The following is a 23,191-nucleotide window of genomic DNA, read 5'->3' on the forward strand; positions in this document are numbered from 1 at the left end:
TGAGTTCGAGTACCGGTCAGTTGCGAATGACGACCTTGCCGAAGACGTCTCGGCTCGCTAAGCGGTCGTAGGCCGAAAGGGCATCGTCGAACGCAAAAACGCTGTCGATCACTGGGCGGATCTTGTGGGCCAATACCGCACGGTTCATGTCTTCCAGATCGCTGCGGCTGCCGACGCTGATGACCTTGTAGGTCGCCTGGCTGAAGAACAGCTTCATGATATCGATCGCTTCGCCGTTCAGTCCCAACGCGCCGACGATTGAGACCTGACCGCCTTCGCGGATCGAGCGGACGGACTCAGCAATGGTCGCGGGGCCGCCTACTTCAACGATACGGTCGGCCCCCAGGCCCCCCGTCAGTTCGCGCACCGCTTTGTGCCACTCCGGTGTCTCGCGGTAGTTGATGAGTCCATCCGCGCCGAGCGCTGTGAGCTTATCGAACTTGTCATTCGAGGATGTGGTGGAGATCACCCGGGCGCCGAGCGCCTTGGCGAACTGGACCGCAAAGAGTGACACGCCGCCGGTACCCAGCGTTAGGACGGTGTCGCCAGGGGCGACCCCCGATACCGCCGACCACGCGGTCAGCGCAGCACAAGGCAGTGTCGAAGCTTCCTCGAAGGTCAGGTGGTCGGGCACGACCGCTAAAGCTTCTGCGCTGATTACCAGATTTTCCCTCAGCCAGCCGTCGTGCTCGTTCTGATACTGTTCGCGATGGTCGGGGATACGTCCACCAAACCAGTTGGGGAAAAAAGTGCTCATGACCCGGTCACCGACCGCAAACCGCCGGACGCCGGAGCCCACAGCCTGGATGACACCTGCGCCGTCCGACAGGGGCACATGATTTTCAACAATGCCGAAGGGGTAATGGCCCTGAGCAACGATAATGTCGCGGAAGTTCAGAGATCTGGCCTGGACAAGAACCAGCACCTGGCCTTCCCCCACCTCGGGGAGAGTTTCTTGACGGACCTTAAGGGTCCCCATGTTGCCCAACTGTGAATGACGGTAAACTTTCAACTTTCAACTCCATCCTTGACTGTGACGTCAATCTAGCATTGGTAGTTCGGATGAATAATGCCGTGCAGTCCGCTATTTATATCCGATCGTCCAATTCGGGGCTGTCATGAACCCGTTCGATGAGATCATCCATCAGATGCAGGTCGAAACATCGCTTTACGCCCGTCTCTGTTTGGGCGCGCCGTGGGGCGTCCGGTTTCACACAGGTCCGCATGCGAGACTGGTGATGATATCCGGGAGTGACTGCTGGCTGCGATGGGATCAGCAATCTGGTTAGGCTGGCATCGGGCACTTGCATGATTGTACAGCCCCGAGTCACTTTCGACTTGTCGGACGTGCCCGATCAGAGCGTAACCGCGTGCGAAACACTGGTGACGTCGGAAACGGACGGCGCGGCGGCTTACGGCGGAAGCGGTGCGCAAACCGAGATCGTCTCAGCTCGCTTTTCCTTCGATGCGGTTGCTGCCGAGCCTCTGTTTCGGTCCATACCGGCTCCGGTTCATTTCCCTCTGAACCAAACACATACTGCTTTGATCAGGGCGACCCTTGATCTCATCGGCATGGAGACCAGTGCCGGTGAGCATGGTTCAGGGTTTGTAGTCAATCGCCTGGTCAACACATTGTTCGTGCAGGCGCTTCGTGCGCTGTGCAGCAACGACACGGGCAAGACAAGCTGCTGGCTTGCAGGCCTAGGCGACCGGCGGCTGGCGCGCACGATCCACGCTGTACACTCTGATCTCGCCCGCCGCTGGACCGTCGAAGCTATGGCGCAGGAGGCCGGTCTTTCGCGTTCAAGCTTTGCGGCCATGTTCAAATCGGTGGTCGGTGACGCGCCGCTGGATTACCTCACTGGCTGGCGCGTCTACCGTGTCAAGATGCTGCTAACCGGAACGGACGAAAGCTTGCTGCGCATCGCCAACCTCGTCGGCTACGACAATGACTTGTCGCTGAGCCGGGTGTTCACGCGGAGAACAGGTATTGCGCCGGGGAGATGGCGGCAAATGATGAAACAGAGAGGATCGGTTCAGCCTAAACAGGACGTCGCATGATGGCAATTCGAGCTTCAGAAATCTTGCGGCCGCATCATTCATTGCGGCCTCTTTTGACTTTCGTTTAGTGCGCAGACGCAGTGCGGCCGCTCCGCTGAGCGTCAGTCTCTCTGCCAGTGCGTGACAGGACGGCGAGGCCAGAGGCGGCCACGGCGAAGATCCATCCGCTCCAAATAGCGCCACTCACCCCGAACCAGGTGATGAATACGCCGCCGACAGCGGACCCAATCATCACGCCCAAATTGCCCGCCGATACGAAGAGACTGGTGACGAATTCTGGCGAGTCTGACACAGACGACGTCGTCCAGACCTGGCTGACAACCATTCCGGCGGTGTGAGCTGCACCCCAAACGAAACAGATACCCAACATGATTGCAAAATCCGCGCCGCCAAACGCAACGAGCACCAGATATGATAGGGAGAGGACGATCGGATAGAAAAGAACGGTCTTGAATAAGTTTCTGCCAAGCATGCGACCCGCAAACAGATTGCCTAAGATGCCTCCTATACCAAAAACAACAAGAAGAGCACTGATTGCTTCTCCGTCGAAGCTACCTTCCAGCCGCAAGTATTCGGCAGCAAAGCTATACACGGAGAACATGGCGCCAAAAACGCAAATCCCCTGAGCAATTGCGAGCAACAGTGGACGCTGTCGCAATACCCCAAAGGGTAACTTACTATCTGCCTTGGATTTGGCTGGACTGCTGGGCACCATGAACCACACGCCGATCGCGGCCACGAGGTTTGCTAGCGCAATGAAAAAGAACGCTCCCTCGTACGAGATCCGAGCTTCAATCCAAGCAGTTATAGGCACCCCCAGAACGAGACCGACACTTGTGCCGACAAACACCAGGGCAATAGCGTGCGCTGCGCGCTCCGGCGGATACATGGCCCGAACGGACGTGAACGCCACGGAGAAGAACACGGCATGCAGGAGCGCGGCGGGAATACGGATTGCTATCAGAGCGAGGAATGATGGGGCAAAGGCGGACAGTGCGCTACAGATCGCAAAGACGGCGAGCGCGGCCACCAGCACCTTGCGCCTATCGTAACGGGCCAGCCCGATCACCATGAAGGGGCCGCAAATCGCGATAACAAGCGCGAAAAAGCCGACGAGCCAGCCAGCTTCAATGATACTGACCTGATATCTGTCCATGATGGAGGAAAGAATGCCGACGACGCCGAATTCGATCGCATAAAGGCCGAACATGCCAATCGCGATAAAAAAAACGGCTTTGCCGGCGGATCCCTGAGAAGGGCTTTGCGATGTCACGATGAGGTGCTCCAAATAGACAGCGATGGGTTCGACCGGGTAATCGACCGTTCGCGCGAGGATCAAGGTTACTCGGATGAGGTGGTCCGCTCGCAGCATAGCGGCCAGGCCAAGGGGCGACGCCGGCAGGATATGCCGACGTCGCGCGTCACTCAGGCTTTGAGGTTATCGCCAAAGAAGCTTTCGAGCTTGTCGAACGGGATCACGTTCACCTGGTCATACAGATCGACATGGTCGGCTCCGGAAATGATCAGGAGTTCCTTCGGTTCCGCCGCGGCCTTGTAGGCATCCTCGCTGAAGTACCTTGAATGTGCGTTCTCACCAGCGATGATCAGCGTTGGGCGTGGCGAGATTTCCTTGATGTACTGCAGGATCGGCATGTTCATGAACGACAAGGGTGTGGTGGCGGTCCATCCTGTCGTTGAATTCACCGAGTTCTTATGGAAGCCACGCGGGGTTTTATAGTACTCGAAATACCTTCTCATGAACGGCGCATCGACGCCTTCGAGGCTGTCGGGGAGCCCGCCAGCCATTGCTGGAGTACCATTTTCGGCATCAACCCACCGCTGGAGGCTCATCTTTTCCAGAGCCTCTGCCCGTTGCTCCGGGGTGGTGCTGTCATTGTAACCGCGAGACATGACTCGGGTCATGTCGTACATGCTGGTGGTCGCAACCGCTTTGACGCGCTTGTCGGCGGCGACTGCGTTCAGGGCCATGCCTGCAAAACCGCAGATGCCGATAATGCCGATGCGCTCGCGATCAACGGAAGAATGCAGGCCAAGGTAGTCCACTGCCGCACTGAAATCTTCGGTATTGATGTCCGGAGAAGCGACATTGCGGGGCTGGCCGCCGCTTTCGCCGGTGTAGGACGGATCAAAGGCAAGCGTGACATAGCCGCGTTCGGCCATGATCTGCGCATAGAGGCCGGACGACTGCTCCTTGACGGCACCGAATGGGCCGGCGACGGCAATCGCCGGTAGCTGACCCGACCGGTCCTGCGGCAGATACAGATCGCCGGTGAGGGTGATGCCGTAGCGGTTCAGGAAAGTGACCTTCTCATGTTCAACAGTTTGGCTTTTCGGGAACGTCTTGTCCCACTCAGCGTCCTGCGCGAGTGCCGGGTTGGTCCCGGCCACCAACGGCACCATTCCGAGAGCAGCAAACATTGCGCCGCCCGTCTGTAGGACAGAGCGACGCGTCGGAGTGAATTCAGTCGAGGTTTGAGTTTTGTCGGTCATGTGAATTTCCTTTATTGTTTTGCAGACATGAGTGTCCCGCCGAGACCGGCGCTGCTTGAACAGCAGCGCTGAATCCCGCTGGAAGGCTCAGTTCGTTGATCGTTATCCGACCTAAAGGCGCGCCGGCGCGGTTGGCGTTACCAGGGCTGGTTGGCCGGTCCCACGGTGAACTCGTTGATCGTGGTGTCCTCGGGGGCATCCACGGCATATTCGACGACGCTGGCGATGCGGTCCGGCGAAATGCCGTACTGCTCGTACATCTTGTGCAACATCTCCGAAGTGCTCGCTTCGCTGACGGTGCCGAGCAACTCCGTGCTGATGGCGGCCGGATAGATGTTGGTGGTGCGGATATTGGTGCCTTCCATCGCCGATTCCATGCGCAGGACTTCTAGGAAGTTGCGCAGGAACCACTTGGTGCCGCCATACACCGCCCCGCCCGGATAAGCCTTGAGACCGGCGACCGAGGACGTGGCGATCACCTGACCAGATTTTTGCGCCACAAATGTCGGCAGCACCGCTGCGAGACCGTTGAGGACGCCAGTGATGTTGACCTCGACCATCTGGTGCCACTCATTTGTCTTGAGGGCTGACAGCGACGAGTTCGGCATGATGCCGGCATTGAGGAAGATGACGTCGACCCGGTCAAACTTTTCCTTGGCGAGCGCCACGATGGCGTCGTTGTCGGCCTGCTTCGTGACGTCGAGTTCCTGATAGACCGCTTCGCCGCCGTTCTGGACGATGGCGTCGGCGATTGTCTTGAGCTTGTCGACTCGGCGCGCGCCGAGGACAACCTTGGCGCCGCGGCTTGCCAGCAACCGTGCCGTCGCCTCGCCAATACCAGACGACGCACCAGTGATAATGACGACCTTGTCTTTGATCATGTCGGACTTCTTTCTATGTTCTTCGTCAGGCAATCGCTGACCATTGATTGCACCATTTCATAGTCAATCAGCGTGACGGTAGAACAATCCGGCAAAATTCTTGCCTGATACGCCAAACTCCTCAGATTCAAAGCGACAGCGAAGCGGACCCGGTATATTGATGCCTCATGCGCAACATGGAGACCGACATGCTTTCTGGCGACCGTACAGAGTCCCGCGCCGACGCGCACGGCGCGCTTCAAAATCAGTTGGCCGAAACCATTGAGAAAAGGACAGCGGGCGAGGACGACCGTGGGACGGCCATAGCCAACTTGACCTTCTTCCGGCGCGAGAAGCAGGCCGGGCCCACCCCCTGTCTCATTGAGCCCAGCATCGTGTTTGTCGCCCAAGGTGCCAAACAGTTGCTGATCGGCGAACAGGCCTACACCTATGATACCGAGCGCTTCCTGATTGCATCCCTCGACCTGCCGGGCAGCTCCCAGGTGTTGGAAGGCAGCCCGGAAAAGCCTTGCCTCGGATTAGCACTGCGCCTCGACCTTCGAGTTATTTCAGAACTCGTTGCACATGTGCGGCTACCGGCGCCTCGCGAGCGGGTGTGCGACAGTAGCGCGGCCCTCGGCACCATCACGCCAGCGCTGATGGTGCCCTTTGCCCGGTTGTTAGCTCTGCTGGACCAACCGGACGAGATAGAGGTGCTGGCACCACTGATCGAGCGCGAAATCCACTTCCGCCTTCTCAAGAGCGATGTGGCGGGCCGTTTGTTGCAGATCGCGTCGGTCGGCAGCCAAGGCCACCGTATTGCCAGGGCAATCGACTGGATGAAGGTGAACTACGCCCGGCAGTTGAGCATCGAAGAACTGGCAAATTACGTGCAGATGAGCGCCTCCAGCCTGCACCACCATTTCCGCCAGCTCACTGCCATGAGTCCGCTACAGTACCAGAAATGGATGCGTCTCAACGAGGCTCGCCGCCTGATGCTGAACGAAAATCAGGATGCGGCGGCCGCCGCCTTCAATGTGGGCTACGAAAGCCCATCGCAGTTCAGCCGCGAGTATAGCCGCCTTTTTGGTGCGCCGCCCAAACGGGACATCGGCACGTTGCGTGAACGCGCGGGCAGCGCTGGCGGGCGAGTCACCGCGAACGCTTAGGTGGCCAGGTTGGCGTAACTACGCGACATTCGGTTCGAGACTGGTTGCGCAACTGCGGTGTAGCCATAAAAGTCCGCTATGCCTGCCTGACCACCTAAAGCCGACACCACTTCCCACCACCGGCCAACATTATAGGGCTATAGCGTAGACGTAGTTCTCCGTTTCGTCGTTCTCGGCCCGGCAACCGAACCGCTGCCCGACGATATGGCGGAAGTGGAGCGGATGGCTGAGGAGATCGGCTACCCGGTGATGCTCAAGGCCTCCTGGGGTGGTGGCGGTCGGGGTATGCGTGCCATCCGTAAAAAGGAAGATCTTGCCCGCGAGGTGACGGAGCCAAGCGCGAGGCGAAGGCTGCGTTCGGCAAGGACGAAGTCTATCTGGAAAAACTTCTGGAGCGCGCCCGCCACGTCAAAAGCCAAATCTTGGGCGATACGCATGGCAATGTCGTGCATTTGTTCGAGCGTGACTGCTCCATCCAACGCCGTAACCAGAAGCTTGTCGAAACGCGCACCAGCGCCTTACCTCTCCGACGAACGTCGCCAGGAACTGACGAATTACTCGCTGAAGATCGCAGGTGCCTCAACCACTCCAAGGCAGAAAAAATCACGCCGCGTCGGATTCGGGCTCAACAGGAGTGAGCGCGCGCCGCCCTGTGGTTTTTTGTTTCATCATCTGCCGCCATCTTCCAGGAGCAATGCCTGTTCTCCGTTTGAACACCCGGCTCAGCGACAAATCATTGTCGTAGCCGACGAGGTTGGCGATGCGCAGGAGGCTTTCGTCCGTTCCTGTCAGCAGCATCTTGACACGGTAGACGCGCCAGCCAGTCAGGTAATCCAGCGGCGCTTCACCGACCACCGATTTGAACAATGCAGCAAAGCTCGAACGCGAAAGCCCGGCCTCCTGTGCCATGTCTTCTACGGTCCAGCGGCGGGCGAGATCAGAGTGCACAGCATGGATCGTGCGCGCCAGCCGTCGGTCGCCGAGGCCTGCAAGCCAACAGCTTGTCTTGCCGGTGTCGTTGCTGCACAGCGCACGCAGTGCCTGCACGAACAGTGTGTTAACCAGGCGATCGACCACAAACCCTGAACCATGCTCGCGAGCATTGGTCTCCAATCCAATGAGATCGAGGGTCGCCTTGATCAAAGCGGAATGGGTTTCGTTGAGCGGGAAATGAACCAGAGCCGGTATTGAGCGAAACAAAGGCTCTGCCGCGACCGCGTCAAACGAAAAGCGAGCCGTGACAATCTCGGTTTGCAAGCCACTTCCGCCAAATGTTACCGCGCCATCCTTTTCCGGCACCATCAGTGTTTCACAGGCGATCACGCTCTGATCGGGTACATCCGACAGATCGAAAGTAACCTGTTGCTGGACGATCATGCAGGTGCCGGATACCAGCCTGACCGGGTCGGTCATGCCCTCCCATCGCAACCAGCAGTCGTTTCCCGATATCACGACTATTCGGGCATGCTCGCCGGTGTGGAACCGGATGCCCCACGGGACCCCAAGATGGAGACGGGCGTAGAGGGAGGTTTCGACCTGCATCTGGTGGATGATTTCATCGAACGGGTTCATGACGGCTCCAGATTAGACGATCAGACATAAATTGCTGACCGCACGGCATTATTCATCCGATCTATCAATGCTAGTTTGGCACTACAGTCAAGCAAGCAAGGAGTTGAAAGATGAAAGTTTACCGCCATACCCAGTCGGGCGACATGAGCACCCTTAACGCCAGGGAAGAAGCGCTTCCAGAGGTTGGCTCCGGTCAGGTGCTGGTTCGTGTTCAGGCCAGTTCTCTGAACTACCGCGATATCATCATCGCGCAGGGTCACTATCCCTTCGGTATCGTGGAGAACCATGTACCTCTTTCGGATGGTGCGGGCTTCATCGAAGCTATCGGCCCCGGCGTCCGTCGGTTTTCTGTCGGTGATCGCGTCATGAGCAGCTTCTTTCCGAACTGGTTCGGAGGCCGGATTCCTGCCCATCGCGAGCAGTACCAGATGGAACAGGATGGTTGGCTGACGGAGTACGTTCTGATTGATGCAGAGGCTTTGACCACGGTTCCCGATCATCTCACCTTCGAAGAAACCGCTGCGCTCCCTTGCGCGGCACTGACTGCCTGGTCGGCAGTCTCGCCGCCCTTGTTTCCGGATGCCAGTCGACCGGAACAGAAGGGCTCGATTCCAGCACCGCGCCGCCGGAAATCTCCGGTCCCGCCGCCAGCGCAATCGCCGGCGATATGGTGAGCCACCTTGCCGAACAGATTGGGCCGGGCAAGGCGACCGTTGCGCTGAAAACTGATACCTCGCCCTTCGGCCAAGCGCTGGAGGCGGCGCTGAAAGGATGGGGCTATGCCGTCGTCACCGACCAGAAGACAGATAGCGGCGCAACGGTCATCCCGCTCGCCTATGTGATCTTGACCGTAGATGGTCAGGTGCTGGCCCGTCTATCGACAAATAGCGTCGACCTCGGCCGTGCTTATTTCGTCACGGCAAGTGGCGCGACGCCAGCGAGCGCCTTGTCGCTCATGCGGCGCGGGTGAGGGAGGATCATATGGTGCAATCTCTCAATCTCGGCGGCGCCCCAAACAGCCAGGCCCCGTCCACTATCCGGCGGATCAACCGTCTGCCGATTGCCATCATCATCGTCCTTGCGCTCGCTTTCCTTGGTGTCATCTTTTACGGGCTCTCCTCGCGCGGACTGTACTTCGGCAAGGACACCGGCCCGGAGACCAGTTCGGGCAACCCGGCCTCAACCTATGCCGACCAGATCAAACGCGGAGTCACCGACGGTATTATCGGCGAACCACAGCAGCAGACCATCTTCCAGCCGACGCCCGTCGAGACGAAACAAGTCGAAGAAAAAGACAGCAATCCCTTCACACCACAGCTAGGCCAACGCGAGGTGCAGCAGCGCGGCCAGGACCTCGAAGCGGAAGCCGTCTGGCGGGCTCGTCTTCAGCGAGAGCAACAGGAACAGGTTTTGCGGGAGCAGCAGCGCCAGCGCATGGCCCGCCTGCAGGCGAACAACGCCGCTTATGATGCGCCGCTTGCCATCGATCGCGGCAAACTGGACGGGCGTGCTGAATCGCATGATGCGACCACAGACACGACAGCAAGAGCCGCGACAGTTCCGACAAACAACGGAAGCTCCCCCGATCTCTATGGAGCAGCGCTCCGCGCCGGGCTCGGTGGTCAAAACGTTGATCCCAATGCCCAAGGCGCCAAGGAGGACTTCTTCAACGCCGATCTGAAAGAGCTTGGCTACCTATCGAATCGTGTCGTGCCTCAACAATCGCCATTCGAGCTGAAGCGAGGCTCGGTCATTCCGGCAACACTGATCACGGGGATCAATTCCGATCTACCGGGCCGGATCACCGCCCAGGTGAGTCAGAGCGTTTACGACAGCGCGACAGGCCATCGTTTGCTCATTCCACAAGGCACGAAACTGTTCGGTCGCTATGACAGCAAGGTGTCTTTTGGTCAGAAACGCGTTCTCGTCGTGTGGACCGATATCATCTTCCCGAACGGCTCGACTTTGCAAATCGGCGGAATGTCGGGGACGGATGCGCAAGGGCATAGTGGTTTCAGCGACAAGGTGAACAACCATTATTTGCAAACGTTCGGCTCGGCGGTGCTGATTGCCCTGATCGGAACGGGGATCGACATGGCCGTTCCGGAAAGCTCGACGCTGACGACCCAGGACACTGCCTCGGATGCGACACGGCGGAATTTCGCAGAAACGTTCGGGCGGGTTGCTGATCGGACAATTCAGCGCAACATGGATGTGCAGCCGACACTTGAGATCCGTCAGGGTTACAAGTTCAATGTCTTGGTTGATCAGGACATTGTTTTTCCTAGTTCTTATCGAGACTAACTCACGATCTCTCCGGTTCGATTCTATTCAAGGCGACGCTACTTCGTATCTTGCTCAAATTGATTACGCGTCTGGCCAGAAATCCTCCGCTGACCGTCGGTGGTGGCGAAAGTTGGCTTCTCTGCCTAGCCGGTCGAAGAACCGCGCCGCCGTCAACCCAATCAGCAGAAGGACGGGGGCGGCCAGCTGCGCTAACCAAATCATCGGCTCTGGCCATTGCAGACACGCAGCAAATATGGCTCCCGCCACAGAGGCTGCAAGAGCCAGCAGGAGACTGATCACGGCACCTGAAGCCATCGCTACGATCAAAGCGACAGTTACAACTATAAGATAGACAATACTGAACATAGGTCTTTCTCAGACTGACGGATAACCGTCCAACGCGGCTTCCGTAGCTGCTGCGGGCAGCGGACACTCTACAGAATACGTGATCCGCGTTAAGACCCGGCAACCCCTACGTTAACTGGAAAGGACTGAGAATACCATCGATGGGTTTCCTCCTTGAACTTTTCATCACTTCGGTAGAAGCAATGCCGCAGCAAGAAGCTGGTCGCGATCTCGCAGGCCTTTATTGTAGAGCTTGGCCACTGATACCGTTAGCCTCCCAATTGCGGACGACTCTCGAACGAGACCTTGCGCACGGGCGACCTCCTTGAGGATACTGGCACACAGTAGTGCATCTTCTTTTAAGATGAGTTCCGGCATTTTCTACCTCTCAAATTGGCCCCCCAGATTGGGGCGGGACTGTAAACGACCAGAAGTTCAGGTTGGGACAGGCCGACAATGCAGGAATTGCTGACCTGCAGATCGGATATCGGGTCGTCGCACAAATGATCAATCCCTGGGAGCCGGACCTCGGGTCGAGTTCAAACCGGTTGGCTACGCCAGTGGATTGGTTCGGATTTGGCAGATCATAGCGCAAGGCGCCTGTACTCATCTTCCCGTTTGACGCTATCTCCATGGGGTGAAGGATGTTTCGAGCCGCATTGACCCTCAACTACAAACGTGGACAGCACCTCGATTACGACGGTCATTGCACGCTAGGGAACCTGGTGATTTGGAGCGAAGGAAAAGAGGATCGTTAACTCTGTCCATTCCCTCAGGCTTAACCCAGATGCTGTAGGGTTTGTCCAACGAAAAGGCAGATGGCGCATGATTAGGCAGTCACAATGGTTCGCGAAATGGGGCCTTCCGGCAAGCGTGTCCGCTTTGGTCGGAGCGATGCTACTCGGCACCCTTTACTGGTCTGCCGCCGAAATTGACGAGGTCGCCGCGGAACGGCAGAAGGGTCTAGCCACCCTCATCGTTTCAAAAATCCAGTCTTCGGTCGCTCACGATCAAGAGAGTGCCACCGTGTGGGACGACGCCGTCATCAGAACGAAGGACCGTGATCAGGATTGGCTTGACGTGAACCTTGGGCAGTGGATGAACACCTACTTCAGCCATGATGCCGCCGTCGTGCTTTCTGCCAATGGGCTGCCCATCTACCAATATATTTCAAAATCAGCCAGCGAGGCGTCGCGAGAAGACCTTCGCCTGGCCTATAGTCCGCTGGCAAAACGGCTGCGTGAAAGGCTGGCCGCAGGAGACCATGAGGGCATTTCGGATAAGGTCCTGTCAATCGGCGAGAGTGATCTGACCTATGTGGGAGAACGACCTGCTGTGGTCAGTGTCAAACCTATTCTGTCTGACACAGGCGAGATCGAGCAGCACCCGGGCGAGGAAAACCAGCATGTCGCGGTACGGTTTCTGGATCGAGACTTCCCGTCTGAAATAGGTAACGAATACCAGTTCGCCGAGATGCAATTCACAACGGAGATGCCACGCGACAAGCGCCACTCCCATATTGCTCTCACCTCGAAGTCCGGAAAGGTGATAGGGTACTTTAACTGGCATCCATTTGAACCGGGCAGGAGCGTTTTGCAGGCAACCCTCCCGGTCATAGGACTTTCCGTCATTGGCATATTCATCGCCGCCAGCCTGGCCGGGCATGGAATCTGGCGACGCTCGATGAAACTCAATTCCAATCGCCGGGAACTTCAACATTTGGCGCTTCGCGACACTTTGACGGGCCTCGCAAACAGGGCTCATTTTAATAGTGAGCTCGCGGGGCGGTTGAGGCGAGCATTGCCTGGAGACGTGTGCAGCGTGCTCTTCATTGACCTCGACCGGTTCAAAGCGGTCAACGACACATACGGACATCCAACCGGTGACGGGCTGATTTCTCTCGTTGCTGCGAGAATGAGGGAAATTCTCCCGGACGCTTTGATCGGACGGATCGGAGGCGACGAGTTCACCGTGTTGCTCGAGAGGACGAACGCCGACGAGGTCGCTGCCGTCGCAGACAAAATTGTCACGTGCCTGCGCGAGCCCTTTGAGATCGGCGGGGTATATGGCTCCATTGGTGCGAGCGTCGGTGCGGCAATCGCAACAGGTGTGGACGCAGATCCTGTCGAGCTGACGAGGCAGGCGGATATCGCGCTCTATCATGCAAAAGCTGCGGGGCGGAATACATACGCGTTATTTGGCGATCATATGGACGAACTTCTCCGCACCCGCCGAAAACTGGAGCACGACCTTCGCGAGGCGTTGTCAACGGGGACGCAGATTGAGGTTGTTTACCAGCCGGTCTACTGTGCTGACAGCTCGCAACCTTGCTCGGTCGAGGCACTGGCGCGGTGGAAACACCCAGAGCTAGGCTCTATCGCTCCGGATATATTTATCCCGCTTGCAGAGGAGATAGGCGTGATCAACAAGATTGGCGCTCATGTCCTGGAGAGCGCCTGCAGCCTGATCGCCGGGTTGCCTTCAATCAGTGTCGCCGTAAATGCATCCGCCTCCGAACTCGCTTCCGCTGGCTACCCACTGCGGGTTCTTTCTACCCTGGCCAAATGGGAGATCGAACCGGCTCGATTGGAAATCGAGATAACCGAGAGCCTGGCCATCAATAGTGAGGAAGAGACCGAGCGAAACATCGCGATGCTGAGAGCGGCAGGGGTAAAGTTTGCAATCGACGATTTTGGCACCGGGTACTCTTCGTTCTCAAGGGTTCAGAACGTGACTGTCGACAGGCTCAAGATCGACAAGTCGTTTATCGCCGGGATGGGCGAGGGCCGGAACAGCGCGATTGTCGAAGCGATCATCAAGATGGCGCGTGCCAACGGGCTACAGACAACGGCTGAAGGGGTGGAAACCAACCAGCAGAGAGATGCACTGAAATCGTTGGGCTGCGATAACATTCAAGGATTTCTGATGTCGCGCCCGATAGCCCGAGCAGAAGTTACGGCGCTTCTGCTGATACCCTGCCTTAACACCAAGCAAAGCTGATCCGTTGGATGGGTCCAGCGTCATCGAACGCGGTAGTACCTGACGCTTCACGCCAGCGACGGCAGGATGCCGATCGATCACAACATTCTGGAACGCGAGGTCAGAGATTTTGCCACCGGGAGGAAATCGTGGCTGTTCAGCGTTACCGTCGACGGAGCCAAGGCCAGCGCCGTGGTCTATAGTCTCATGCTGACCTGCCGCGCTTGCGGCGTCGATCCACTCGCCTGGCTCCGTCACACCCTCACTGAGTTACTGCAGCAGGATGAAGCCGCCGACATTGGCGACCTGCTGCCGTTCGACCTCTCCAAAAACGCAGCCGCCTGATTAGCCGCATGTCGCTCTCAATGTAGACAACCTACCTATAACGCAGCCGTCAACGCGCATGGAAAATGGCGCTTACTTCTGAGCAGCTATCGTTGCAGTTTGGTATCGCACTTAAAAAGTCGATGGGCGAAAAGACGAACGCCAGATTTTGTAATTCAATTGCATTACTAATAGATATCAATCTGGAGATAGCGATGGCTGCCAATGCGCTCGTCCAAACTCGTATCGATGCTGACGTTCGTGACCGGGCGTCCCTCGTTCTTGAAGGTATGGGACTTACGGTGTCAGACGCGGTTCGCATATTGCTTACGAGAACCGCCAACGAGGGCGTGTTGCCGCTTGAACTTTTTTCAGGCAGCGAGGCTCACGATACTTGGTTTCGTGCCAAGGTGCTTGAGGCGCTAAATGATACAAGGCCGGATATTTCCGACGATGAGGTCGAGGCTCATTTCGAAAAGCGCCGGCAGGCTGCGCGCAATAAGGCGGCGGGTATAACATCTTGAGACGAACCTGGTCTGCGTTTGCCTTATCGGATCGCGATGCAATTTTTACTTTTATTGAGTTGGAGAACCCGGCCGCCGCCATTTGGTCGATGAACGCATCGTCGTTGCAGTCCGTCGCCTGATCGATTTTCCAGCAAGTGGCAGAGTCGGGAGAATTGCTGGGACACATGAGCTTGTAATCAGCGGAACGCCTTACGTCGAGCGTACACAATCACAGAAGCTACGGTTCGAGTACTGCGCGTCTTGCACGGGGCTCAGGAATGGCTTGAAGCTTTTTCAATCAGCTAGTCTGGTCTTATAGCTTTCGGATCAAGGTATTTGCGGTTCGATTCCATTCGACGCGATGGGAGGCCCCGAAAGCGGCCTCCCATCTTACGAAGTTTAGCCAGACGAGCGCCGTCATTCGTCAACGGCGAAGTCGGTCGAGAACGAGACGGTGCGCCGTTCGGAGAGAATGGCAGCGTCTTGTGCGTGCTTTTTCTCGATCGCGGCGACCGTGTCGCTACCGAGCGGCAGGCGGACCGGCGGATTGGGGGCATCAGTAAAGGCGATGAGCGCATCTGCCAGCTTTTGAGGGTCGCCGGGTTGGTTATGGCTGAGACCGGCTGCTATCGTGCGCACCTTGCCGACGGTTTCTGCATAATCGCCGATGATGTTGCCGCTGACTGAAAGTGATGCCGCATCCAGAAAGTCTGTGCGGAAATAACCCGGCTCGATGACCGTGACGTGAATGCCAAGGGGTGCGAGTTCGTCATGCAGGGCTTCGCTTAGCCCCTCGACGGCAAATTTCGTCGAGGAGTAGACGCCGAAACCCGCGGCGCCACGATAGCCGCCGATCGATGAGATATTCAGGATGCGGCCGGAACGCGCCTGCCGCATGAAGGGCAGGACGGCGCGGGTCACGTTGATGAGACCAAAGACGTTGGTGCGATACACAGCCTCGATCTCAGCCACGGTTGCTTCTTCGACGGCACCCATCAATCCGAACCCGGCATTGTTGAGCAGGATATCAATGCGGCCGAAGCGCTCGATCGCGGCTTTCACGGCTGCGGTCGCCTGTCCGTCGTCGGTCACATCAAGGGCGACCGGAAGCAGGTTGGGATGTTCGCCGAACCGCTCGGTGATCGCCTTTGGATTACGAGCGGTGGCGACCACACCGTCGCCCTGTGCAAGAGCACGCGTAGTGATGAGGGCGCCAAAGCCGCGCGAGGCGCCGGTGATGAACCAGATTTTCATGAGGATGTTCCTTGATTTTCGACGAGATGAGGGAAGGGGCGTCTGGCCACCACGATGTCGGGATGGCCAGCCGGGCGGAATAGGCTCACGGCAAAACTTCTGCCAGCTCAATCAGATTGCCGAAGGGATCGCAGAAGAAGGCGAGGCGCCTGCTGATCGCCAAAAGCTCGAACGGCTCGGTGACGATGGTCACGCCGCGTGCCCGCAGTTCCTCAACGGTGGCATCGACACTTGCGACATTCAGGCAGAAATGGTGGTAGCCGGCATATTTGAGGCTATCGCCGAGATCGGTGTAGGGGCGGACGTCTGCGGGCGACGGATCGCCACCACCAAGAATTTCCACATAGAAATGGTCGTCGGTGGCAGGTGCGAGATAGGCGAGTTGCTCGTCGGCATAGTCCCATTCGGCAACGACACGAAAGTCGAGCTTCTCGACATACCAACGCTTGGCGGTTTCGAGGTCCGGGGTGCGGACCGCAACGTGATGACCTCGCATGTCGGCGAAGGGCGATGCCGTGTTATGGGCGGGAGGAATGAAGTCGGCCATTGTCTTGTCTCCTGTGTGGTCCGGCACCAACGCCGGTTTGCGAGGAGAAATCTGGACCTTTTTGACAAAGAGGATTAGATGGATAATCTTCCTCTCAATGATGAGTGAGATTTGACAATGCGCAGCACGGATCTCTCGGAACTGGCGGCCTTCGATGCGGTTGCCCGTCACCGCAACTTCCGCCGGGCCGGCGAAGAACGCGGGGTGACCGCTTCGGCGATCAGCCATGCGGTGGGCAATCTCGAGGCACGCGTCGGCATTCGCCTGCTCAACCGGACGACCCGCAGCGTGGCCCTGACCGATGCCGGCGCGATGTTGCTTGCGCAACTGTCGTCGGCCTTCGGGGAAATCGGCTCGGCACTCGATGCCCTCAACCAGTTTCGCGATACGCCGTTCGGCAAGGTTCGCATCAATGTGCCCAATTCAGTCGCACCGTTCGTGTTCCGATCGGTCATTGGTCCGCTGATCGCAACAAATCCGGGTCTCCAGTTGGAAATCGTCGCCACCGACCGCCTTGTCGACATTGTGGAGGAGGGGTTCGATGCTGGCATCCGTCTCGGCGAAAGTCTGCTCGATGGCATGACGGCTGTGAAGATCAAGCCACGATTGCGGTTTGCCGTCGTGGGCTCAACACGCTATTTTGAGCATCATCCGCTTCCCAAAACACCGGATGATCTGCGTCACCATGTCTGCATCCGCAATATATATCCAAGCGGCAAGCCCTATGCCTGGGAATTCAGCCGAGCAGGCAAGATCATCGAATTCGAGCCGACCGGGTCACTGTCGCTCGATGACCATGAACTGATGGTCGAGGCAGCGCTTTCGGGCGTGGGGCTGGCTTATGTGTGGGAGGAACGGGCGCGTCCCTACATCCACGATGGCAGACTGGTCGAATGCCTGGCATCGTGGAGTGCGCCTGAGGACTGGCTGTATCTCTATTACCCGACGCGGAAATACCTGTCGGCCGGCCTGCGCGCCGTCATCGATGCGCTGCGCGTATGAAAGGAGGGGCGCATCGAACGTTCGTTCTTCACAGCGCCAATAGAATATCTGTGAACATCGATCGGTACGGCGACCTCTTTAAGCGGACCCGCGCGCCGGGGGCTGTCGATCCCGGTTTCCAGCGTTGCCGTCGCGACGCTAAACCTCCTGCGGCAACCCTTTTAACCGGTCTTGCGGGAGGCGAACGGCTTTCGCGCTGCTCGCTACAGCTGGTATGCCCATTTCCAGTTTGGGTGCTTCTGCGCAACTTCCCGAGAGCTGTCACTGCGTCAAACTGCGCGATTGTAAACCTTGCTCGCCGGGTTGCCTGAAATCGAACCCCACCAACAAGGTCGATCTGCCGATCGTGCCGTGTTGTGAAGTAAGCAAATTGGCGGCGGTGCTTTGACAACAGGAATGGCAGAACAATTCGATATGTTTTCGGAGCAGCCTGCGCGCGGCCGTGCGGTCACACGTGCCTCCTCCAAATCCGCCGAACCCGACCACAGTATGCAAATGGGAGCTCGGCAGTTGGACATCACTCCACAACCCCAGCTGCGGGAAGGCCTGTCCAGGGGGAGATACCGCATCGCAAATTGTTAACGGGTCAGGTCTGCCACGATCTTGCCGGGCGGATGACCCGTACGATTTCGCTCGATTGCCAAGGAAAGCCCTTCGAAACCGACGACTTCAGCAACGGTTGATTTCAGTTCGCCATCTGCCACCTGTCGAGCAATCGCGGCCAGGCGAGCCGGGTCCGGCTTGTTTGATAAAAAGACACCCCGGCGCCCTTCCGGCGCACGAGACACCACGTCTGGAGCGGCAATGCTCAGCAAGAGACCATCAGGGGAAAGAAGCGACCAGCACTGGTCCAAGGCCTTGCCGCCGACCGTGTCGACAACCAGGTCGATTTGGCCGGTGAGGTGCTCCAGGGTTTGAGTACGGTAATCGATAACCTCGTCTGCGCCCAGATCCCGCACATATTGCAGGCTTGTGGTCGATGCCGTGCCATAGACGAATGCTCCAGCAGCCTTGGCAAACTGAAGGGCAAAACCGCCGACGCCGCCGGCAGCGCCCTGGATCAGCACGCGGCGTCCGGACAGGTCGAAGTCCGCAGCCTGAACAACATGCCAGGCCGTCATCGCAGCGACAGGGATAGCGGCTGCTTCGACGTCGGAAAGTCCCTCCGGGGTCAAGACTAGCTTCTCGGCATTGATGACCAGAACGTCGGCGTAGGCTCCCACACCACCGAGGGCAGCCATCACCCGATCTCCGGCCTTGAAGCCTGTGATGCCCGGGCCCGGCTGAATCACGACGCCAGCCATTTCGATGCCAAGCGTCGCCGGAAGGATCAGCTTGAAGCGCTCGCGCATATAACCCTCACGGATTTTCCAGTCGATGCCGTTTACCGCGGCTGCCTTCACAGATACCAAAACCTCGCCCGGACCGGGCTCGGCCGCTGATAGCTGATCAACCGTAAGGGTTTCGGGTCCGCCATAGGCCTGTAGCCGCAAGGCTCGGCTACGGGGCGTTGCTTCGTTGGGATTGCCACTCTCGGGCGTTGCAGTCTGGTTCATAACCGTATCCTTTTGGCGAGGCGCCGCAGCAGTGGCTGCATCGCCATCGCGTATTGTTTTTCTCGAAAATGGCGCGGCATCGCGCCATCGCCGAATTGCCTTGGTTGCGTCTCAGGGAATGAGCTGCTGGTCGCGTGCCCACCGCGTGATCGCGTCAAGAGCCGTTGGAGCCGGTCCGACGAAGCGTTCCTGCTTGGCGGTGTTGGAGACGTACAGCCCCGTCTTGAAGAACAGGAACATCTGGATCAGATCGTAGCCGAGCTCGGAGAACAGCTTGACAGGTCGCGCCGCCACCCGAAGAACCCACCAGGGGATGATCTGGACCTTCAGCCGCTTGTTAATGACGCTGGAGATGATGTCCGCCAGTTCCTGCTGGTTCTTCGGCCCATCGCTCCAGCCGACATCGATGGTCTGGTTGACGATCTCGCTACCTCGATATGTTGCGGCCTTCGCAAGATAGACGGCAAGGTCATCCGTCAGCACATAGGACCATCGGGTGGTCTTGTCGCCCATGCCCTGGAACTTGCCACCTTTAACGGCTTTCGCGATGTAGTCCGTGCTCTGGTCGAGGAACGACGGCGCTCGAACAAAGACATAGGGAACGCTGGACGTCTTGATCAGATCTTCGGCCACCTTCTTGGCGTGGAAGTGGGGAACTTTCGAAGCGGCTTCGCAGCTCACAATGCTGAGGAAGACAAATCTGGACACCTTTGCGCGGGCCGCTGCCTCAATGAGGTTCTTGTTGCCCTGGAAGTCGGTGTCGAGGCTGCCCTTCATATAGCTGTTAGCCGAGCTGACCACGACGTCGACGCCCTGCAGGGCACGATCCAGCGACGCCGGGTCCATCATATCGCCGCGCACCCATTCGACCCGGGCAACGTTGCCGGAAGGAGCGCCCTTGCGCGACATGGCAAGGACCGTGGCATTCTCGTCCTGCGCCAGATTGCGCAGGATCTTCGCTCCGAGAAAGCCGGTCGCGCCTACGACGAAGACTTTAAGGTTCGTTTCTGCGCTCGAGCCGTCCGATGCGTTCCCAAAGCTTGTTGGTGTCTGTGACTGGGTCATAGCGAAGCTCCCGTCAACAGGCTGGCGCTGGCTGAGGTTTCGAGCGCAGGGTAATCCGTGTAGCCCTCTGCGCCCCCGCCATAATAGGTCTTGGGATCTCCTGCGTTCATCGGGGCATTCACCTTCAACCGTTCGACGAAGTCAGGATTGGCCAGCACCAGCTGACCATAGGCTTCGAGATCGGCCAGCCCCGAGGCGACGTCAGTGCCAATCTGATCGCGCGGACGACCCGGACGGTTGATGATCAGGGACTGATGCCAGAGCTTACGGATATTAGCTGCCAGCTCCTCGTTGCCCAGATGCATGATGTGCAGGTAGGCAAGGCCGAGCTTGTCGAGTTCGGCAGCGAGGTAGCGGTAGAGATCCGGGCCTTCCGGACCTTCGTTGATGCCCCATATCGTTGCGCCCGGAGACAGGCGGATCGCCGTACGGTCTGCGCCGATTTCCTCGGCGATCGCCGAGGCCACCTCGATGGCAAAGCGAGCGCGGTTCTCAATGGAGCCGCCGTACTCATCCGTGCGTGTGTTGGCGCTCGGCGCGAAGAACTGCTGGACGAGATAGGCGTTCGCGCCGTGGATTTCGATACCATCAGCACCCGCGTCAATAGCAGCGCGGGCAGCTTTGCGGAAATCGGCGACGGTCTGGCGCACCTCTTCTGTGGTCAGCGCCCGTGGCGTCGGGATGTCCTTCATCCCGGTCATAGTGAACATCCCCGTTCCTGGCGCAATCGCAGAAGGCGCGACGCCCTGGCGATGATGCGGTGTGTTGTCGGGGTGGTTCATGCGTCCGGCATGCATGAGCTGGATAAAGATCTTGCCGCCCTTGTCATGGACGACCGACGTAATCTTCTGCCAGCCGGCAATATGAGTGGGCCTATAAATGCCCGGCGTCATCAGATAGCCTTGGCCGTCATCTGAGGGCTGGGTGCCTTCGGTAACGATCAGGCCAAGGCTGGTGCGCTGGGCATAATACTCTGTTGCCAACTCTCCGGGTGTGCCGTCAAAGGCGGCACGGCTTCGGGTCATTGGTGCCATAACAAGGCGGTTGGAAAGTGTGTTGCGACCGATTTGGACGGGTGTGAATAGTGGGGTCATCTGGCATCTCCGTTTGTTGATACCACTATCTGCCGTTCTGATTTCGGGATAAATCCTTCATAATTGAAATCATAATTCCATTTATGGGGCAGTCAGATGAACTATCTGAACGACATGGCTCTGTTCGTAGAAGTCGCCAAAGCCAAAAGCTTCCGTAAGGCGGCGGAGGCTGCAGGTATTCCGAACTCCACGCTGTCACGCAGGATCAGTGAGCTGGAGAAGGCGATTGGTCTAAGGCTACTGCATCGCACGACACGCAAGATCGAGCTTACGGAGGCGGGCCAACTTTACTACGCCCGGTGTAAGCGGATCGTTGACGAAGCAAGGCTGGCCCACGAGCAACTCGGCGATATGCTGGAGCAGCCAACTGGTGTCCTCCGCGTTTCGTTGCCAGTTGATCTCGGAGCTATTTACCTCACGCCGATCATCGCTGATTTTGCCCAACACTATCCCGGCATCACATTTGAGTTCGACTTGACCCCGCGCCGGGTCGATCTAGTGACGGAGCCGTTCGATGTCGCTATCCGCATTGGAAAGCTGGAGGATTCCGGTTTGATCGCTCGCCTGATCGGGAAGCATTCCCGTCACCTCTATGCGTCCCCCGACTATATTGAAGCGTCGGGCGAACCCACCACGCCGGCCGATTTGACGGAGCACAAATGTATCTGCATGTCGCGTAGCCCGAACTGGAAACTGCAACGTGGCACGGAGACCGTTGATGTCGACGTGCATGGCCGATTCACGCTGAACAACGTCGGGATGATCAACGCGCTTGCGGTGAACCATCAGGGAATCGCCCTGCTTCCGAAGATGATTGTTGCCGATCATCTTGATTCCGGGCGGCTCCAGCGTGTTCTCCCGGAATGGCAGGGTTCCCCGGTCAGCATTTACGCTGTCACCGAAACGCGACTGATTCCGGCAAAGACGCAGCGATTCATAGAGTTTCTGACATCAAAGCTTACGTGACTTGGCTTGAGAAATTCGTACCAAAGCAAGCGGTGGTGTCTTCCCCCAAAACAGGATGACATCGCGGCCATAACCGCGACGATCAAGATCATGGTGGACCGATAAGGACCTCAATTACCTATATCAACGATAAGGACATTATCATGGATATTTAGCGCGATGAGCGTTTGGGAGATCTGCGGGTCGCGGGTTCGTATCCTTTCAAGGCAAATGTGAACGCTAAAAACAATATCGCGACCGTTCGCCTTCCTTTTCTGTTAATATTCGGATTGTGGGCTAGGTTTGTGACCGGTAATCACGTCGATGTCGGCAAGAAACTCCTCCGCCTGCTTGGCTAGATTTTCGAAAAACTTGCGAGTGAATTCGGTAGCTGTTTGCAGCTGTGGTTCTATGCCAGAGTATGCCCTTTCTACGATGAGTGAAGTGGCTCAGGCATTGAGGGAGTTAGGATGAGCAATTTCGCTCTGAAAGGTCGAGATTGTCGTGTCGCGCAAATGATGGATGATGCCTTCGGCCGTCTCTCTGTCCCAAGAGCGGATATCGGCGTCCGCGTGTTCCTTTTCTTGCTTGCTTATCTCACCCAGTACGATACCGGCAATCTGCGCTGTCCGGATCGCTAGGATCCTTTGTTGCCGGAGATTGATCGCAAAAGCAGTTCTTTGGTGCCTGTCGGCATCGCTGATTTGTTTCGATAAATAGAATATCGTTAGAAACGCCGCGATGACGGCGGCCCAGCCGCTCGTGGCCGCTATCCATTCTCTGATGCATGCCTCGTTGGGAACGCACAAATGCGAGCTTGGAACGCTAACCTGCTGAGACAGCCAAAAGAAACCAGCGATGGCAAGCGCGATTCCGCAAATAATCAATAGAGTTCGCATCAACTTTTCCCGCTCGTTCTGATTCATGATTGGGGAACGAAGCGCGTCAACGCAAGGACGCGCCCGACAAACAAACTGAAGAACTTTATCGGTAGCACAATCTTGAGGCTGCACTATTTGAAAACGTTACGCATCGCCTGAACGCCAGCTTGATCCTGTTCTCAGGCGAGATCGCCTTGGCTCTGTTGATTGATTTTCTGCTCCCACCATAACACG

Annotated in this window: 20 protein-coding genes and 4 pseudogenes; 13 read left to right on the forward strand and 11 right to left on the reverse strand. The window is 57.6% G+C overall.

The features are described 5' to 3' along the window. Positions 1 to 16: 16 nt before the first annotated feature. The gene (locus RMR16_RS23735; protein ID WP_320202034.1) at positions 17 to 1,012 is read right to left on the reverse strand and encodes a zinc-dependent alcohol dehydrogenase family protein; all 996 of its coding nucleotides are present in this window, start codon (positions 1,010 to 1,012) and stop codon (positions 17 to 19) included. A gap of 136 nt (positions 1,013 to 1,148) precedes the next feature. On the opposite strand from RMR16_RS23735, the gene RMR16_RS23740 reads away from it, so the two are divergent. Both RMR16_RS23740 and RMR16_RS23745 read left to right on the forward strand, forming a co-directional pair. Continuing rightward, positions 1,149 to 1,289 carry a hypothetical protein gene (locus RMR16_RS23740; protein WP_413786054.1) on the forward strand — a complete coding sequence of 47 codons (141 nt, stop codon included), beginning with the start codon at positions 1,149 to 1,151 and terminating at the stop codon, positions 1,287 to 1,289. Positions 1,290 to 1,308: 19 nt separating this feature from the next. Beyond that, entirely contained in the window at positions 1,309 to 2,061 is a 753-nt protein-coding gene (locus tag RMR16_RS23745; RefSeq protein WP_320202035.1) for an AraC family transcriptional regulator, read from the forward strand. Positions 2,062 to 2,125: 64 nt separating this feature from the next. Here RMR16_RS23745 and RMR16_RS23750 read toward each other — a convergent pair whose 3' ends face one another. The 3 genes from RMR16_RS23750 to RMR16_RS23760 all read right to left on the reverse strand — a co-directional run bounded on the left by RMR16_RS23750 (position 2,126) and on the right by RMR16_RS23760 (position 5,453). Beyond that, positions 2,126 to 3,400 carry an MFS transporter gene (locus RMR16_RS23750; protein WP_320202036.1) on the reverse strand — a complete coding sequence of 425 codons (1,275 nt, stop codon included), beginning with the start codon at positions 3,398 to 3,400 and terminating at the stop codon, positions 2,126 to 2,128. 86 nt (positions 3,401 to 3,486) lie between these two features. After that, positions 3,487 to 4,572 (reverse strand): alpha/beta hydrolase, encoded by a 1,086-nt coding sequence (locus tag RMR16_RS23755; protein WP_320202037.1) that lies wholly within the window; start codon positions 4,570 to 4,572, stop codon positions 3,487 to 3,489. Positions 4,573 to 4,709: 137 nt separating this feature from the next. After that, entirely contained in the window at positions 4,710 to 5,453 is a 744-nt protein-coding gene (locus RMR16_RS23760) for an SDR family oxidoreductase (protein WP_320202038.1), read from the reverse strand. Between the two features lie 188 nt (positions 5,454 to 5,641). Between RMR16_RS23760 and RMR16_RS23765 the strand changes: the two genes are divergently transcribed. Continuing rightward, complete coding sequence (locus RMR16_RS23765; protein WP_320202039.1) at positions 5,642 to 6,601, forward strand: AraC family transcriptional regulator; 960 nt, start codon at positions 5,642 to 5,644, stop codon at positions 6,599 to 6,601. A 177-nt stretch (positions 6,602 to 6,778) separates the two neighbouring features. Then, positions 6,779 to 7,183: pseudogene (locus tag RMR16_RS23770) on the forward strand (pyruvate carboxylase); the annotation flags it as partial. Between the two features lie 21 nt (positions 7,184 to 7,204). On the opposite strand, the gene RMR16_RS23775 reads toward RMR16_RS23770, so the two are convergent. Beyond that, positions 7,205 to 8,173 (reverse strand): AraC family transcriptional regulator, encoded by a 969-nt coding sequence (locus RMR16_RS23775; RefSeq protein ID WP_320202040.1) that lies wholly within the window; start codon positions 8,171 to 8,173, stop codon positions 7,205 to 7,207. Positions 8,174 to 8,316: 143 nt separating this feature from the next. Here RMR16_RS23775 and RMR16_RS23780 point away from each other — a divergent pair. From RMR16_RS23780 to RMR16_RS23810, 7 genes and pseudogenes are all read left to right on the forward strand, one after another. After that, positions 8,317 to 8,610 (forward strand): annotated as a pseudogene (locus RMR16_RS23780) (alcohol dehydrogenase catalytic domain-containing protein); the annotation flags it as partial. 92 nt (positions 8,611 to 8,702) lie between these two features. Continuing rightward, the gene (gene trbH / locus RMR16_RS23785) at positions 8,703 to 9,143 is read left to right on the forward strand and encodes a conjugal transfer protein TrbH (RefSeq protein WP_320202041.1); all 441 of its coding nucleotides are present in this window, start codon (positions 8,703 to 8,705) and stop codon (positions 9,141 to 9,143) included. A gap of 11 nt (positions 9,144 to 9,154) precedes the next feature. Further along, positions 9,155 to 10,477, forward strand: coding sequence for an IncP-type conjugal transfer protein TrbI (trbI, locus tag RMR16_RS23790; RefSeq protein ID WP_320202042.1), 1,323 nt, complete (start codon positions 9,155 to 9,157; stop codon positions 10,475 to 10,477). Between the two features lie 1,152 nt (positions 10,478 to 11,629). Beyond that, positions 11,630 to 13,804 (forward strand): putative bifunctional diguanylate cyclase/phosphodiesterase, encoded by a 2,175-nt coding sequence (locus RMR16_RS23795; RefSeq protein WP_320202043.1) that lies wholly within the window; start codon positions 11,630 to 11,632, stop codon positions 13,802 to 13,804. 36 nt (positions 13,805 to 13,840) lie between these two features. Further along, positions 13,841 to 14,128, forward strand: a pseudogene (locus RMR16_RS23800) (transposase domain-containing protein); the annotation flags it as partial. A gap of 194 nt (positions 14,129 to 14,322) precedes the next feature. Further along, the gene (locus tag RMR16_RS23805) at positions 14,323 to 14,631 is read left to right on the forward strand and encodes a type II toxin-antitoxin system RelB/DinJ family antitoxin (protein WP_320202053.1); all 309 of its coding nucleotides are present in this window, start codon (positions 14,323 to 14,325) and stop codon (positions 14,629 to 14,631) included. Continuing rightward, positions 14,628 to 14,919: pseudogene (locus RMR16_RS23810) on the forward strand (type II toxin-antitoxin system RelE/ParE family toxin). Before RMR16_RS23805 ends, RMR16_RS23810 begins: the two are co-directional and overlap by 4 nt. 111 nt (positions 14,920 to 15,030) lie before the next feature. Here RMR16_RS23810 and RMR16_RS23815 read toward each other — a convergent pair. Then, on the reverse strand, positions 15,031 to 15,867 hold the full coding sequence (locus tag RMR16_RS23815) for an oxidoreductase (protein ID WP_320202044.1): 837 nt from the start codon (positions 15,865 to 15,867) through the stop codon (positions 15,031 to 15,033). Between the two features lie 85 nt (positions 15,868 to 15,952). After that, complete coding sequence (locus tag RMR16_RS23820) at positions 15,953 to 16,414, reverse strand: VOC family protein (protein WP_320202045.1); 462 nt, start codon at positions 16,412 to 16,414, stop codon at positions 15,953 to 15,955. Between the two features lie 117 nt (positions 16,415 to 16,531). Here RMR16_RS23820 and RMR16_RS23825 point away from each other — a divergent pair, with 117 nt between their 5' ends. After that, positions 16,532 to 17,416, forward strand: a complete 885-nt coding sequence (locus RMR16_RS23825; protein ID WP_320202046.1) for a LysR family transcriptional regulator — start codon at positions 16,532 to 16,534, stop codon at positions 17,414 to 17,416. A 578-nt stretch (positions 17,417 to 17,994) separates the two neighbouring features. On the opposite strand, the gene RMR16_RS23830 is transcribed toward RMR16_RS23825, so the two are convergent. The 3 genes from RMR16_RS23830 to RMR16_RS23840 all read right to left on the reverse strand — a co-directional run bounded on the left by RMR16_RS23830 (position 17,995) and on the right by RMR16_RS23840 (position 21,131). Then, positions 17,995 to 18,972 (reverse strand): NADP-dependent oxidoreductase, encoded by a 978-nt coding sequence (locus RMR16_RS23830; RefSeq protein ID WP_320202047.1) that lies wholly within the window; start codon positions 18,970 to 18,972, stop codon positions 17,995 to 17,997. A 111-nt stretch (positions 18,973 to 19,083) separates the two neighbouring features. Next, positions 19,084 to 20,037, reverse strand: coding sequence for an SDR family oxidoreductase (locus RMR16_RS23835; protein WP_320202048.1), 954 nt, complete (start codon positions 20,035 to 20,037; stop codon positions 19,084 to 19,086). Next, complete coding sequence (locus RMR16_RS23840) at positions 20,034 to 21,131, reverse strand: alkene reductase (RefSeq protein ID WP_320202049.1); 1,098 nt, start codon at positions 21,129 to 21,131, stop codon at positions 20,034 to 20,036. The genes RMR16_RS23835 and RMR16_RS23840 overlap by 4 nt, the downstream gene beginning before the upstream one ends. 96 nt (positions 21,132 to 21,227) lie before the next feature. On the opposite strand from RMR16_RS23840, the gene RMR16_RS23845 reads away from it, so the two are divergent. Next, positions 21,228 to 22,097: a LysR family transcriptional regulator gene (locus RMR16_RS23845; protein WP_320202050.1), complete on the forward strand. Its 870-nt coding sequence runs from the start codon at positions 21,228 to 21,230 to the stop codon at positions 22,095 to 22,097. 428 nt (positions 22,098 to 22,525) lie between these two features. On the opposite strand, the gene RMR16_RS23850 is transcribed toward RMR16_RS23845, so the two are convergent. Beyond that, positions 22,526 to 22,975: a hypothetical protein gene (locus RMR16_RS23850; protein ID WP_320202051.1), complete on the reverse strand. Its 450-nt coding sequence runs from the start codon at positions 22,973 to 22,975 to the stop codon at positions 22,526 to 22,528. Positions 22,976 to 23,191 lie beyond the last annotated feature (216 nt).

Source organism: Agrobacterium sp. rho-13.3 (genome assembly GCF_033957765.2).
Lineage (GTDB): Bacteria > Pseudomonadota > Alphaproteobacteria > Rhizobiales > Rhizobiaceae > Agrobacterium.

What these genes read in the sequence shown, in the direction of transcription:
- RMR16_RS23830 (WP_320202047.1), bottom strand. Translation starts at nt 18,972, where the DNA reads ATGAACCAGACTGCAACGCCCGAGAGTGGCAATCCCAACGAAGCAACG.
- RMR16_RS23845 (WP_320202050.1), top strand. Translation starts at nt 21,228, where the DNA reads ATGAACTATCTGAACGACATGGCTCTGTTCGTAGAAGTCGCCAAAGCC.
- RMR16_RS23795 (WP_320202043.1), top strand. Translation starts at nt 11,630, where the DNA reads ATGATTAGGCAGTCACAATGGTTCGCGAAATGGGGCCTTCCGGCAAGC.
- RMR16_RS23835 (WP_320202048.1), bottom strand. Translation starts at nt 20,037, where the DNA reads ATGACCCAGTCACAGACACCAACAAGCTTTGGGAACGCATCGGACGGC.
- RMR16_RS23745 (WP_320202035.1), top strand. Translation starts at nt 1,309, where the DNA reads ATGATTGTACAGCCCCGAGTCACTTTCGACTTGTCGGACGTGCCCGAT.
- RMR16_RS23825 (WP_320202046.1), top strand. Translation starts at nt 16,532, where the DNA reads ATGCGCAGCACGGATCTCTCGGAACTGGCGGCCTTCGATGCGGTTGCC.
- RMR16_RS23820 (WP_320202045.1), bottom strand. Translation starts at nt 16,414, where the DNA reads ATGGCCGACTTCATTCCTCCCGCCCATAACACGGCATCGCCCTTCGCC.
- RMR16_RS23765 (WP_320202039.1), top strand. Translation starts at nt 5,642, where the DNA reads ATGCTTTCTGGCGACCGTACAGAGTCCCGCGCCGACGCGCACGGCGCG.
- RMR16_RS23815 (WP_320202044.1), bottom strand. Translation starts at nt 15,867, where the DNA reads ATGAAAATCTGGTTCATCACCGGCGCCTCGCGCGGCTTTGGCGCCCTC.
- trbI (WP_320202042.1), top strand. Translation starts at nt 9,155, where the DNA reads ATGGTGCAATCTCTCAATCTCGGCGGCGCCCCAAACAGCCAGGCCCCG.
- RMR16_RS23850 (WP_320202051.1), bottom strand. Translation starts at nt 22,975, where the DNA reads ATGCGAACTCTATTGATTATTTGCGGAATCGCGCTTGCCATCGCTGGT.
- RMR16_RS23805 (WP_320202053.1), top strand. Translation starts at nt 14,323, where the DNA reads ATGGCTGCCAATGCGCTCGTCCAAACTCGTATCGATGCTGACGTTCGT.
- RMR16_RS23740 (WP_413786054.1), top strand. Translation starts at nt 1,149, where the DNA reads ATGCAGGTCGAAACATCGCTTTACGCCCGTCTCTGTTTGGGCGCGCCG.
- RMR16_RS23775 (WP_320202040.1), bottom strand. Translation starts at nt 8,173, where the DNA reads ATGAACCCGTTCGATGAAATCATCCACCAGATGCAGGTCGAAACCTCC.
- RMR16_RS23755 (WP_320202037.1), bottom strand. Translation starts at nt 4,572, where the DNA reads ATGACCGACAAAACTCAAACCTCGACTGAATTCACTCCGACGCGTCGC.
- RMR16_RS23840 (WP_320202049.1), bottom strand. Translation starts at nt 21,131, where the DNA reads ATGACCCCACTATTCACACCCGTCCAAATCGGTCGCAACACACTTTCC.
- RMR16_RS23760 (WP_320202038.1), bottom strand. Translation starts at nt 5,453, where the DNA reads ATGATCAAAGACAAGGTCGTCATTATCACTGGTGCGTCGTCTGGTATT.